At 40.9% G+C, this 13,378-nt stretch carries 10 protein-coding genes; 8 read left to right on the forward strand and 2 right to left on the reverse strand.

Features of this window, described 5'->3' with window-relative positions; translation table 11 throughout:
• Positions 1-70 precede the first annotated feature (70 nt).
• Both ICJ55_RS00435 and ICJ55_RS00440 read left to right on the forward strand, forming a co-directional pair.
• Positions 71-391, forward strand: a complete 321-nt coding sequence (locus ICJ55_RS00435; protein ID WP_188156849.1) for a zinc ribbon domain-containing protein YjdM — start codon at positions 71-73, stop codon at positions 389-391.
• Between the two features lie 73 nt (positions 392-464).
• On the forward strand, positions 465-983 hold the full coding sequence (locus ICJ55_RS00440) for a hypothetical protein (protein ID WP_188156850.1): 519 nt from the start codon (positions 465-467) through the stop codon (positions 981-983).
• 37 nt (positions 984-1,020) lie between these two features.
• Here ICJ55_RS00440 and hisD read toward each other — a convergent pair whose 3' ends face one another.
• The gene (gene hisD, locus ICJ55_RS00445; protein WP_188156851.1) at positions 1,021-2,304 is read right to left on the reverse strand and encodes a histidinol dehydrogenase; all 1,284 of its coding nucleotides are present in this window, start codon (positions 2,302-2,304) and stop codon (positions 1,021-1,023) included.
• Between the two features lie 239 nt (positions 2,305-2,543).
• Here hisD and ICJ55_RS00450 point away from each other — a divergent pair, with 239 nt between their 5' ends.
• The 4 genes from ICJ55_RS00450 to ICJ55_RS00465 are packed head-to-tail and all read left to right on the forward strand — an operon-like array spanning position 2,544 to position 7,325.
• Entirely contained in the window at positions 2,544-4,130 is a 1,587-nt protein-coding gene (locus ICJ55_RS00450) for an ABC transporter substrate-binding protein (RefSeq protein ID WP_188156852.1), read from the forward strand.
• A gap of 58 nt (positions 4,131-4,188) precedes the next feature.
• Positions 4,189-5,121, forward strand: coding sequence for an ABC transporter permease (locus ICJ55_RS00455; RefSeq protein ID WP_188156853.1), 933 nt, complete (start codon positions 4,189-4,191; stop codon positions 5,119-5,121).
• A 9-nt stretch (positions 5,122-5,130) separates the two neighbouring features.
• On the forward strand, positions 5,131-5,913 hold the full coding sequence (locus ICJ55_RS00460; RefSeq protein WP_188156854.1) for an ABC transporter permease: 783 nt from the start codon (positions 5,131-5,133) through the stop codon (positions 5,911-5,913).
• Positions 5,910-7,325 (forward strand): ABC transporter ATP-binding protein, encoded by a 1,416-nt coding sequence (locus ICJ55_RS00465; RefSeq protein ID WP_188157659.1) that lies wholly within the window; start codon positions 5,910-5,912, stop codon positions 7,323-7,325. Before ICJ55_RS00460 ends, ICJ55_RS00465 begins: the two co-directional genes overlap by 4 nt.
• Before the next feature lie 78 nt (positions 7,326-7,403).
• Here the strand turns inward: ICJ55_RS00465 and znuA are convergent, their stop codons facing one another.
• Complete coding sequence (znuA, locus tag ICJ55_RS00470) at positions 7,404-8,372, reverse strand: zinc ABC transporter substrate-binding protein ZnuA (RefSeq protein WP_188156855.1); 969 nt, start codon at positions 8,370-8,372, stop codon at positions 7,404-7,406.
• Positions 8,373-8,504: 132 nt separating this feature from the next.
• On the opposite strand from znuA, the gene ubiD reads away from it, so the two are divergent.
• A complete protein-coding gene (gene ubiD / locus ICJ55_RS00475; protein WP_188157660.1) occupies positions 8,505-9,968 on the forward strand; it encodes a 4-hydroxy-3-polyprenylbenzoate decarboxylase in 1,464 nt (487 codons plus the stop codon).
• 391 nt (positions 9,969-10,359) lie between these two features.
• Positions 10,360-13,299 carry a ribonuclease E gene (rne, locus tag ICJ55_RS00480; RefSeq protein WP_188156856.1) on the forward strand — a complete coding sequence of 980 codons (2,940 nt, stop codon included), beginning with the start codon at positions 10,360-10,362 and terminating at the stop codon, positions 13,297-13,299.
• Positions 13,300-13,378: the final 79 nt, after the last annotated feature.

Raw genomic sequence — 13,378 nt, forward strand, 5'->3', positions numbered from 1 at the left:
TCATTTATCTTTTTACTGCTTTTTATTATATAATGCCACTTTTAATGTAAATCAATGAGAAGAAAATATTATGACATACCCTGTATGCCCTGAATGCAAGAGCGAAAATACTTATCACGATTCTATTCAATTTGTTTGCCCTGATTGTGCTTATGAATGGAATGGTGAGGAAACTACTCAAGATGAAGATGCCTTAATTGTAAAAGATAGTAATGGTAATTTATTATCTGATGGTGATGATGTGTTATTAATTAAAGATTTAAAATTAAAAGGATCATCGGAAGTCCTGAAAAAAGGTACAAAATTCAAAGGGATACGTTTAGCAAAAGGTGATCACAATGTAGATTGTGGCAAAATTATGCTGAAATCTGAATTTTTGAAGAAAGCCTAATATAACTTAGTTACAAGCGGTCAAATTTTTGTTAAATTTTGCAATCAAAATTAAACCTATTAAGAGGAATATTATGTCTATTAAGAAAATTTTATTCACATTTACAGCTATTTCATTATTTGTGCTTAATGCTCAGGCAACAGAAAATAATCAAACAGCTAAAACTGAAGCAAATAAAACCGAGACTAAAAAACTGGAAACAAAACAAGCTGAAGATAAAAATCTAAAAGCATTTAACCAAAATGTCAGAATTAATTTGATCCAAAGAGGAACAACAAAACAAGATAACCAAGATGTTGCTGTATTAACTTACGAAGTCAATAACATAGGCAAAAATCGTATTAAAAACTTAAATTGGTTATCTGCGTTTACCATTAATGATCAGATTTTCTTTGTGCAGGAAGTACAAACTCAGCTAGATAAAGCTATTTCTGCCAAAAAGAAAGAAAATATTACGGTAGTTTTACCAATAAATAACTTACCGGAAAATGTAAAGCCTGTTTTTGCATCACTTGAAACACCTATCGGTCATATCACGGTTGCCAAACAGATTGATTTTACCAATGGCAAAAAGATTATTGTGAAAGAGTAGATAAAATAAGCGAACGCATTGTTCGCTTATTTCTTTTTTAGCTCTGTAGTTTCTTAACTCTCAAGCTAACCGCATTACGGTGTGCTTCTAACAATTCTGCACTTGCCATTCTCTCAACCGTTTCTGCTAGTGCTAAAAAGCCTTGTGGTGTCAATTCTTGCACTGTCATTCGTTTGCTAAAATCAGCTAAACCTAAGCTAGAATAGGTTTTTGTATAGCCATAAGTGGGTAGAACGTGGTTTGTGCCACTTGCATAATCGCCCATACTTTCAGGGCTATAAGCCCCTAAGAAAATTGAGCCTGCATTATCCAAATCCGCTAAAAGTGAACGGGCATTTTCTGTTTGCATAATTAAATGTTCAGGTGCATATTTATTACTAATTTCGACCGCTTGTTGCAAGTTTTCTGCAATAAAAGTACGGCTATGGGCGAGTGCTTTCCTCGCTGTCTCGCCACGAGGCAGCACCGAAACCTGTTTTTCTAACTCCTCATCAACCGCTTTAGCTAATGCAGAACTTGGAGTAACTAAAATAACTTGCGAATCTGCCCCGTGCTCTGCTTGAGAGAGCAAATCGCTGGCGACAAACGCAGGGTCGGCAAATTCATCTGCAATCACTAATACTTCACTTGGACCAGCAGGCATATCAATTGCTGTTCCCTCTTGAACTACTTGGCGTTTAGCTTCTGTTACGAAACTATTACCGGGTCCGAAAATTTTATCCACTTTAGCTACCGTTTCTGTGCCATTTGCCATTGCAATAACGGCTTGTGCCCCACCTACCGCATAAATCGTTTCAACACCGCATAAATTTGCGGTATAGAGAATTTCATCTGCAATTGGCGGTGGAGAACAGAGTACAATTTTCTTACAGCCTGCAATTTTTGCCGGCACTGCGAGCATTAAAACCGTTGAGAAAAGTGGTGCAGAGCCACCCGGAATATAAAGCCCTACGGCATTTATCGGGCGAGTAATCACTTGGCAACGCACACCCGGCTGGGTTTCAATATCTACCTCTTGATTTTGCTGTGCTTTATGAAAAGCCTCAATATTTGCTTTCGCATTTTGAATGGCGTGTTTAAGTTCCGGTGAAATACGGCTCTCTGCTTGCTGAATTTGCTCTTTTGAAACGGTAAGACTGGCTAATTTCACTTTGTCGAACTTCTCACTTAATTCAAAGAGGGCTTTATCACCATTCGCTAATACATTAGCTTTAATCTCATCAACCGCTGCTTTAATACTCTCTCCAATCACTTGAGCGGGGCGAGCAAGATATTGTTGTTTTTCTGCGTTTGTTAAATCATTCCAGATTAGGGTTTGCATAATTATTCCTCGTATCGTAGCCAATTATTAGCTCACGTTTTAAAATTAGAAACTATAACTAGTTTACGTCTTACCAATAGAGAAAACAACCGGAAATCATTTAACATTCTTATACTAGGTGTTGATTATTAAATAACCAATCAAAATACTCAACTAAAAATAACGCTACTTTTCTTATGGAAATATGCTAAAGTTCTGCCGTTATTTAAACCCCTTATTTTTTTATGGAGACAAATAAAATGAAAAAATGGTGGATACCATTAACGATGGCGGCATTTTGTGTTGCAGCTTGTGATGATAAAAACAATACTCAAGCCAATGTAGAGAAACCTGCGGCACAACCTGCACAATCGCAAAAAAATCCAGAAATTCTACCGCTTGTAACTGTTGTTGCTCCTTGGGAATTAAACAGCTTGGATTTAAACCAATCAGGTGTAATTTTCCAACGTATGAACATTGCTGAAACCTTAGTTGAAGCTAACCTTGAAGGTCAATTAGTAGAAGGTTTGGCAACTAAGTGGGAAAGTAATAATGATGCAACGGTTTGGACATTTACTCTTCGTGATGCCAAATTCCATAACGGCAAGCCTTTCACCGCACAAGCGGTCGAAAAATCATTGCAAATTGCACTTTCAAAACCGGGCGTGTTGCAAAAAGCCTTTATCAAAGAGATTAAAGCCCTAGAGAATAACCAAATCCAATTTGAATTAACGAAATCTTTTGTGCCGTTCCCCTCTTTCTTAACGCACTACACTACTTTAATTTTGGCGGAAGAGAGCTTTGATGAAAAAGGCAATGTGGCACAACTCATTGGTACAGGGGCATTTAAAGCTACCAAAATCGAAGCTCCACAAAAATTAGAGAGCGTTCGTTTTGATGAATATTGGGGCAACAAGCCACAACTTCAGCAAGCGAATTATTTAGCCAGCAGCCGTAGTGAAACCCGTACTTTAATGGCACAGAGTGATAAAACGTCGTTAGTGTTTAATTTAGATAAAGCAAGCGTGGCTCGTTTAAAAGCTGATCCGAATTTGCAACTTATCAACACCTCTATTGCACGTACAACTCAGCTAAAAATGGATGTTGCTAAGCCGTTCTTCAACGATTTAGCCATTCGCCAAGCCTTATCTCAAGCGATTAACCGCAAAGCGATTGCTGAGCAAGTGTTGAAAATCCAAGACGGTATGGCAGATCAAATTTTACCTAAAGCCTTTGCGGACTGGCGTGTGGCAACAACAGAGCCAACCTTAAGCCACGATGAAACCATCGCAAAAATTAAGGAAAATTTGACCGCTTCCGGTTATGAATATAACGCAGAAGGCAAATTAACTAAAGATGGTAAACCATTTACCTTTACGTTAAGAACTTATTCAGATCGTCCTGAATTACCGATTATTGCAACCATTTTACAAGCTGAATGGAAGAAAATCGGGGTTGATATCAATGTGTCTGTCGGTAACTTCAGTGAAATTCCACTAGGACATCAAAATGGCACTTTAGAGATGGCACTTTATGCGTTCAACTATGCGAAAACACTCGATCCATTCGCCTTGTTAGTGCAAGACTTTGCTAACGGTGGAAGCGATTGGGGCACAATGAACTGGCGTAATGACAGCCTAGATCACGCTCTAAAACAACTTGAAACAGAAATCGATTCTGAAAAATCGAAGCAATTAAAACAGCAAGTGAGCCAAATTATTCACGATGAATTACCGATTATTCCGATTGTGTACGATCAACAAACTGTTGTAGGGCATCAAGGCATTAATGGTTTGACACTTGACCCATTTGAAAGACGTTTTTACTTAGAAAAATTATCAAAATAATTTAAAAACATCGGGTGGACACATTAGTCCGCCCCAATTTTTTTAGAAGGAATTTCAGGTGTTAAATATCTTTCTCCGCCGCCTTACTCAGTTGTTATTAGTCGTCTGGTCAGTCGGCACATTAACTTTCATTATTACCCGCCAACTGTCGGGCGATATGGCATACCGTATTGCCGCCAGCCGTTATGGTTACGACCAAGCCGATAGTATGGCTGCTGAAGCGGTGCGAGCCGAGTTAGCGTTAGATCAGCCTTGGTGGCAAAGCTATTTCAGTTGGTTAGGCGATTTATTGCAGTTTAATTTAGGTAAATCGTTGGTAACAGGCGATCCTGTCTGGGCTGAAATTCAACATCAATTCGGACATACCTTAAGCCTTGCAATTGTGGCACTTATCTTGGCAATCCTTATTGGTCCTCCACTTGGATTACTCGCCGCTCGCAAACCAAACGGTTTTTTTGACCGCTTGACACTCATTTTCAGCACGCTGTTCCGCTCTGTGCCAGCCTTTATTATCGCTATCGGCTTAATTACGTTATTTTCAGCTCAACTAAAATGGTTGCCTGCTGGCGGATATGGTAGCTGGCAGCATTTTATCTTACCTGCTTTAACCCTTGCGATTGGCTTGAGTGCGGTTTCGGTGCGAGTAACCCGCTCTACGATGGTACAAGTGAAAAATGCAGAGTTTTACCAATTCTCGCAATTAAAAGGGCTAAGCCGCTGGAAAACTTTTGTGCGACACGGTTTACCAAACATCGCCGTCCCCGTTATTGCCTATCACGCAGTCCAGCTTGTCTATTTAATTGAAGGTGTTGTGGTGGTAGAAAGTTTATTTGCTTGGCCCGGCAGCGGACACGCATTGGTTCACGCCATTATTGCCCGTGATGTACCGATGATTCAAGGTACAACCTTAGTAATGGGTGGATTATTTGTTGTATTAAACACTCTTGCCGATCTGCTCAGTGCTTGGATTGACCCACGAATTAAGCGATAGGATATCAAAATGAAAATCTCAACTTCACAATATTTGGGCGGCACGATTCTACTTATTATGCTCGGCTTCGCCTTTTTACAGCCTTATTTTTACCCGATGGATATCGGCTTTCAAGATTTAGCCAATACGCTTTCCAGCCCAAATGAATTAGCGTGGTTCGGCACAGACCATCTCGGCAGAGATATGCTTGCCCGACTTTCCTCTGCTATTCGCCTCTCTTTCAGCTTATCGCTGTTTAGCGTATTTTGTGCCTTAGTGGCAGGTTTGATTACAGGCATTATGGCAGGCTTTTTTGGTGGCTGGATCGACCGCATTTTCAGTTTTATATGTGATTTAGTGATGGCACTACCGGGCTTATTACTGGTATTACTCTTTGCCGCACTCTCTCCGGGTTCGTTCTGGACGCTCTACTTAGGGATTTCATTGGTAATGTGGGTGGAATTTTTCCGTGTGATCCGTTCCATTAGCTCAACAATGGCAAACAGTTCGGAAATTCAAGCCTCACGCTTAATGGGAATGAGCTGGCTTTATAGCTTCAAACGCCATTTATTACCTCGTTTATTACCAATGATCGCCACCTTATCTGCATTCTCGCTCGGGAATGCGATTTTAGCCCTCGCCACTCTCGGCTTTGTAAGCGTAGGATTACGTCCACCTACAGCGGAGCTAGGCTTAATGATGACAGAGCTCTTCCCTTATTATTACGAAGCTCCATTGATCTTTTTACAGCCGGTAGTTGCCGTATTTTTAATGGTGCTTAGCCTACAATTATTATCAGGGAGAGTGAAATAATGTTACTGGAAATTCAAAATGTAAGTGTAAAAACCAAAGATGGCATAACACTGGTTCAACCTATTTCTCTCTCATTACAACAAGGCAAAAATATTACCATTTTAGGCGAAACAGGTTCAGGAAAAAGCCTGTTAATTCAAGCCATTATGGGAGCTTTACCCGAAGGCTTAATTGCAAGCGGTCAATTTTTTGTTGAAAATTGCAAAGTGGATTTTAACCAACAATCTGAAATCGAAAAATTGTGGGGCAAAACCTTAGTAATGCTGCCACAAGAACCTCGCCGCTCGCTAAATCCGATTATGGCAATTGGTAAGCAATTATGGGAAAGTTTTCACTACGTGGCAGGGAAATCTTCACCCCAAGCAAAAACCGAAAGCCAAGCCTATTTAGCCAAGCTCGGTTTAGGCGACTCAGTTGAAAACTATCCGCACCAACTCTCAGGTGGAATGGCTCAACGTGCCTCTTTTGCAATTGCAACCGCTGCGGGTGGAAAAATGTTACTGGCAGATGAACCGACCAAAGGGCTTGATCCAATTAGCAAAGGCAAAGTGATTGAACTGTTAAAATCCGCTTACCAAAACGGGGGTGGCTTACTCACCATTACTCACGATATTGACGTTGCCGAGCAACTCGGGGGCTACATTCTGGTGATGAAAAAAGGCGAGCTGTTGGAACAAGGCGAGGCAGAAGCACTCTTACGCAATCCACAACACGCTTACACAAAAGCCTTGATTGCCGCAGATCCAAAACATTGGCAGCCATTGCAAGATTTGCAAAATATGAACCAAAAACAACCGCTTGTCTCAGTCAAGAACTTAAGTGTTGCCCGTGGCAAAAAAACCTTGTTTAGTAATCTCTCTTTTGATTTACACAAAGGCGAGGTGCTAGGCATTGTGGGGCATAGTGGCATAGGTAAAAGCTCTCTTGCTGATGTGTTGTGCGGTTTGCTAAAACCAAAATCAGGTGAGGTAAAATGGCACAGCCATAGCCATAAAAAACATCAAGTATTGAAACTTTACCAAGATCCACCGGAGGCATTTGCCCCAAATGTGAGCTTGCAAACCTTACTTGATGATGTGATCAATAAACATAAATTAGATCGCCTGCCTATTCCAAGTTTATTAGAGCAACTCTCGCTTAACCCGGACATTTTACAACGCAGTGCCGAAAATGTGTCGGGTGGCGAGCTGCAACGTGTGGCGATTTTGCGAACGTTATTACTTGATCCTGTATTACTATTTGCTGATGAAGTAACCTCTCGACTTGATCCTATCACACAGCAAGAAACAATAGAATTACTAATAACTCAATGTCGTGCCCGAAATTGCAGCTTGATTTTAGTCAGCCACGATCCTTATTTAATCAAGAGATCGTGCGATAAGGTGATTAATTTGGAAGATTATTTAGGCTAACAAGCGGTTAATTTTTCTCGCTTTTTTTCAAATAAAACAAACCCCATTTAATTCACTTAAATGGGGTTATTTTTTATCTTACTTTGATAAACATTGGCTAAATTCGTTGGCTAGTGCCTGTAAAAAATCAGGGTAAGCAGTTGCACTGAGTTGAACTTTAGCACCTAGTGGGTCTAATTGCCCTACATTCACTTTCGTTTCTTTTGCCAGCGTTTCAATCACTTTCGGGGTAAATTGTGGCTCAGCAAATAAACATTGTGCTTTGTTTTTAGCAATATTTTTCTTGATTGCGGCAAGTGTTTTCGCACCCGGTGCAACCGTTGGGTTAATGGTAAATGAACCTAATGAATTTAAACCATACTCTCTTTCAAAATAGCCGTAAGCATCGTGGAAAGTGTAATAGCCTTTTGCCTTTACCGGCTCTAATTGCTTCGCAATTTCTGCTTTCTTAGCGGTTAAATTTGTTTTGAATTTTGCAAGATTTTCTGCAATTTTCGCTTTTTGTTCCGGTAATTGTTCACTTAAACGTGCGGCAATTTGTTCAGCGACGATTTCGCTTGCCTCGCTAGATAACCAAATATGCCAGTCTTCATCGTGGCTATGACCGTGGTGATCATCGTGTTTGTGACTATGCCCTTTATGTTCGTGTTTATGATCGTGTGAATGTTTGTGGTCGTGCTTATGATCGTGGTCGTGAGCATCTTCTTTTTTGTCACTTGCTTTTTCCACCAACTCTTCAATCGCTTCCACATTCTCAAGGGTTAATACCTTCTCTTTCGGCAATTTTTCGATACTTTTTTCGAGGAAACTTTCTAAACCATCGCCTACCCAAACTACTAATTGAGCAGATTGTAGTTGTGATACATCTGATGGTTTCAAACTATAATCGTGTGGAGAAGCGGTTACCGGTAATAATACTTTCGTTTCAGTTACACCATCAGTAATCGCATTAGCAATAAAACCTAACGGTTTGATGCTGGTTAATACGTCCGCTTGGGCAATTCCTGCCCCTAAAACGGCTAAACCAATCAATGTTTTCTTAAACATAAAATCTCCTTTTATAAATTTAAAATCAATGTATTCTAGCAAAACCAAATAAAATTTCTATAAATTTTTTATGGGTATTTTTCATCCGCATTTTTCTATATACTTGCAAAAAACTTCAGAAATATGACCGCTATGAAATATAAAAATTTACGAGAATTTCTTGATTTGCTTGAAGCACAAGGCGAGTTAGTTCGTATTAAGCAAGAGATCGATCCTTATTTAGAAATGACGGAAATTGCCGATAGAACCTTAAGAAAAGGTGGACCGGCATTGTTGTTTGAAAACCCTAAGGGTAGCCAAATTCCTGTACTATGCAATTTATTCGGCACACCAAAACGAGTGGCGATGGGAATGGGGCAGGAAGATACCAAAGCCCTGCGTGAACTAGGTAAACTGCTCGCCTTTTTAAAAGAGCCTGAGCCGCCAAAAGGTTTCAAGGATTTAATCGGGCAGCTGCCGCAATGGAAGCAAATTCTTAATATGCCGCCGAAAGTGCTAAGTCGAGCAGAATGCCAGCAAGTGGTCATTTCGGGCAATGAAGTCGATCTCACTAAGTTGCCTATTATGCACTGCTGGAAAGGCGATATTGCCCCACTCGTTACTTGGGGGCTGACGATTACGCAAGGTCCGTACAAAAAACGCCAAAATCTGGGGATTTATCGCCAACAATTAATCGGCAAAAACAAGCTCATTATGCGTTGGCTCTCGCATCGTGGCGGTGCGTTAGATTTCCAAGAGTGGAAAGCGGAAAACCCCGATAAACCATTCCCTGTTTCGGTTGCCATTGGAGCAGATCCGGCAACGATTTTAGCCGCCGTTACGCCAATTCCCGATACACTCTCGGAATATGCGTTCGCCGGGCTATTGCGTGGGCATAAAACGGAAGTAGTGAAATCCATTTCTAACGATTTAGAAGTGCCGGCAAGTGCAGAAATTGTACTTGAAGGCTACATTGATTTAGAGGAAACCGCATTAGAAGGTCCTTACGGCGACCACACGGGTTACTACAACGAACAAGAATATTTCCCCGTGTTTACCGTTACCCATATCACAATGCGAAAAGATGCGATTTATCATAGTACCTACACAGGCAGACCACCTGATGAGCCGGCGGTGTTAGGCGAAGCGTTAAACGAAGTCTTTATTCCGATTTTACAGAAGCAATTCCCTGAAATTGTCGATTTCTATCTGCCACCGGAAGGCTGCTCGTATCGTTTAGCAGTCGTTACGATGAAAAAGCAATACGCAGGGCACGCTAAACGGGTAATGATGGGCGTTTGGTCATTCTTACGCCAATTTATGTACACCAAATTTGTAATTGTGTGTGATGATGATGTAAACGCTCGTGATTGGAAAGATGTGATTTGGGCGATCACCACTCGCTGCGACCCGGCTCGAGATACTACGATGATCGAAAATACTCCAATTGATTATCTTGATTTTGCCTCGCCAATTGCCGGCTTAGGCTCAAAAATGGGGATTGATGCTACCAACAAATGGGCTGGCGAAACCAACCGTGAATGGGGAACACCTATCGAAAAAGATGAAAATGTAGTTAAACGCATTGATGAAATTTGGGATCAACTTGGCATCTAACTCACAAGCGGTTGAATTTGCAAAAAAATTTGTAAATTCAACCGCTTGTATTTTTTACGCTCAATAAAAGTTCAATAAAATTAATTCGCAACAACAGCTACAATTACCTTGCTTTTAAAAGGGGTAAAATGCGATAATACCTTGTTATTTTTGCCTGTAAAAAAGCAACTGAAAATTTGCAAAATTTTGGCAAAAAATAACCGCTTGCAAAAATCTTCAGCAAGCCATAAGTGATTGATTTTGCAGTTTCTTTGAGACAAGAAAAAGTAAACATAAGACAACTATCAACACTTTTAATTAGGAATTAAGACAGTCGTGAGATAGACATAAAAACATTCCTGAATAATGGGGCAAACAGCCCGTGTAAAATGAACAATAATGAGAAAACACAATGAAAAGAATGTTAATCAATGCAACTCAAAAAGAAGAGTTGCGTGTTGCCCTTGTTGATGGGCAACGTTTATTCGACCTGGATATTGAAAGTCCGGGGCACGAACAGAAAAAATCCAATATCTACAAGGGTAAAATTACCCGTGTTGAACCAAGCCTTGAAGCAGCATTCGTTGATTACGGTGCAGAACGCCACGGTTTCCTACCTTTAAAAGAAATTTCCCGTGAATACTTCCCGTCAGACTATGTGTTTAACGGTCGTCCAAATATCAAAGATATTATCCAAGAAGGGCAAGAAGTTATCGTTCAAGTCAGCAAAGAAGAACGTGGTAATAAAGGTGCAGCATTAACCACTTTCATTTCTCTTGCGGGTAGTTACTTAGTTTTAATGCCAAACAATCCGCGTGCAGGCGGTATTTCCCGCCGTATTGAAGGCGATGAGCGTTTAGAGTTAAAAGAGGCTTTAGACTGCTTAGATGTACCTGAAGATGTCGGTTTGATCGTACGTACTGCCGGTGTGGGAAAATCACCTGAAGAGTTGCAGTGGGACTTAAAAGTGCTATTGCACCATTGGGACGCCATTAAAAAAGCGGCAGAATCTCGCCCTGCACCTTTCCTAATCCATCAAGAAAGTGATGTAATTGTACGTGCAATTCGTGATTACCTACGCCGTGATATTGGTGAAATCTTAATCGACAACAAAAAAGTATTCGAAAAGGCGAAAAATCACATTCGTTTGGTTCGCCCTGATTTCATCAACCGTGTGCGTTTATACGAAGGCGAAGTACCGTTATTTAGCCATTATCAAATTGAATCGCAAATTGAATCTGCATTCCAACGTGAAGTACGTTTACCGTCAGGCGGCTCAATTGTTATTGATGTAACAGAAGCTCTAACAGCGATTGATATTAACTCATCACGTTCAACTCGCGGTGGCGATATTGAAGAAACTGCTCTTAACACTAACTTAGAAGCGGCAGATGAAATTGCTCGCCAATTACGTTTACGTGATTTGGGCGGTTTAATTGTGATCGACTTTATCGATATGACCCCGGTTCGCCACCAACGTGAAGTCGAAAACCGTATTCGTGAAGCCACACGCCAAGACCGTGCAAGAATTCAGTTCGCCCGCATTTCACGTTTCGGTTTGTTAGAAATGAGCCGTCAGCGTTTAAGCCCATCGTTAAGCGAAGCGTCATCACACATCTGCCCTCGTTGCCAGGGCACGGGTAAAGTGCGTGATAACGAATCTATTGCTCTTTCAATTTTACGTTTATTGGAAGAAGAAGCAATCAAAGAAAATACAGCTCAAGTTCACACCATTGTACCTGTGCAAATTGCAACCTACTTGTTAAATGAAAAACGTAAAGCAATTTCAAGCATCGAAAAACGCCACGAAGTACAAATTGTAGTTGTGCCGTCTGAAAGTATGGAAACTCCTCACTTTGCGGTATATCGTTTGCGTGAAAATGAAGTAACACTAACCTTGAGCTACGATCTAACCAAACATTACGAAGCTCGCACAGAGGAAGAACATTGTAATCATCAGCATCACGAAGATGTGTTAGTTACTCGCAATGAACCTGTGATTACCGTTGAGTCTGTGTTACAAAGTTCCGAACTCAACATTCAGCCTGCTCCGGCACCTGCGAAGCCGGAAAAACCATCACTACTTAGTCGTTTAATCACAGCGATAAAAAGTTGGTTTAAAGAGGACAAGAAAGAAGAGCAAAAGCCAAAATCAAAAGCACGTAATCAACGTGAACGTCGCCAACGCCGCGAACGTCCGAATCGCAATACAAAGGCAGAAAATCAAGAGCGTAAACAACCGCAAAACCAAGTCCTTTCTCAAGAAGAAAAAGCTATTCGTGCTGAGAAAAAACAACGCCGTACAGTGGTTGAAGAAGTTTCCGGTGTAACTGAAACGCAGGAAAACCGTAATAATCAGCGTGAAAACCAAGCGGAACGTAGACAACGTCGTGAATTACGCAAAAAAGTACGTGTTGAAACGGTAGAAGCTGTGAGTGAAAATTTAGCACCATCAACAGTAGAAGCTCTTGTTGTTAAAACGAATGATATTGAAAATGTGCAAAAAAATGCAGAAATTCAACCGCTTGTAGCGGCAGAATCAGTTGCTGAAAGCATCTCTGAAAACCGTGATAACAACCGCCAACGCCGTTTGCCTCGCCACTTACGGGTAGGTAATCAGCGTCGTCGCGAAAATAGTCGTAGTAATACGGCTTCTGCAATGCCATTGAGCTCAGCAGTTGCTTCACCTGAACTTGCCAGCGGCAAAGTTTGGGTGCAATTTGCAGCTCCAGCAAAAGCGGAAGAAAAAGTACAATTCTTATCTGTTGATCAAATGCTGGAACAGCAAGAAACCCAACCTGTTGAAGTAGAGAAAAAAGCAGTCGAGAAAAAAACGCACTCTGTTAGCCCGTTAGGTGGATTTGTAGCTCAACCGACCAATCGTGATTTAGTCAAAGAAAAACAAGAGGAACACGCTAAGCCTAAAGCAGAAAAAGGATTAGAACCGGAAATTCAAAAATCAGAAGTAAAAGAACATATTGCTCCATTTGGCAGTGTGGTTGCTCAGCCTTCTGAGCGTGATTTGGTAAAAGAGAAGAATGAGCGTGTTGGTAAATTCCAATCGCAAGCAACCGTAGCTCCTGCCATTGTGGGTAGCTCACAAGCAGTTGAAATTCCGGTTTCTAGCTATGAAAGTAGCTATTCTTTCAACGGTAAATTGGGCACGTTCTCACGAGTGGAACATACGAAATCAGCAATGACGGTTGCCTCTGCACCGAACGAAGAATCTAAACCGTTTGCGATTTCCGAGTGGCAAAACTCGAAATACTACTTCTACGGAAAAGGTTTCGGCGGTTACACCAGTGCGGTAAGTCAAGTTCAATCTGCACCTCGCTCAACCAATATTGAGTAAAATCTTCAAAAAATGCCTATTGATTAAAAATTAATAGGCATTTTTTATAATATGAACTTTTTATGATTTAACCAGCCTA

The sequence above is a fragment of the Mannheimia bovis genome (genome assembly GCF_014541205.1).
Taxonomy (GTDB): domain Bacteria; phylum Pseudomonadota; class Gammaproteobacteria; order Enterobacterales; family Pasteurellaceae; genus Mannheimia; species Mannheimia bovis.

Bases quoted from the DNA above. Each gene is read 5' to 3' on its own strand.
- ICJ55_RS00435 (WP_188156849.1), top strand. From the start codon at position 71: ATGACATACCCTGTATGCCCTGAATGCAAGAGCGAAAATACTTATCAC.
- ICJ55_RS00440 (WP_188156850.1), top strand. From the start codon at position 465: ATGTCTATTAAGAAAATTTTATTCACATTTACAGCTATTTCATTATTT.
- hisD (WP_188156851.1), bottom strand. From the start codon at position 2,304: ATGCAAACCCTAATCTGGAATGATTTAACAAACGCAGAAAAACAACAA.
- ICJ55_RS00450 (WP_188156852.1), top strand. From the start codon at position 2,544: ATGAAAAAATGGTGGATACCATTAACGATGGCGGCATTTTGTGTTGCA.
- ICJ55_RS00460 (WP_188156854.1), top strand. From the start codon at position 5,131: ATGAAAATCTCAACTTCACAATATTTGGGCGGCACGATTCTACTTATT.
- znuA (WP_188156855.1), bottom strand. From the start codon at position 8,372: ATGTTTAAGAAAACATTGATTGGTTTAGCCGTTTTAGGGGCAGGAATT.
- ubiD (WP_188157660.1), top strand. From the start codon at position 8,505: ATGAAATATAAAAATTTACGAGAATTTCTTGATTTGCTTGAAGCACAA.
- rne (WP_188156856.1), top strand. From the start codon at position 10,360: ATGAAAAGAATGTTAATCAATGCAACTCAAAAAGAAGAGTTGCGTGTT.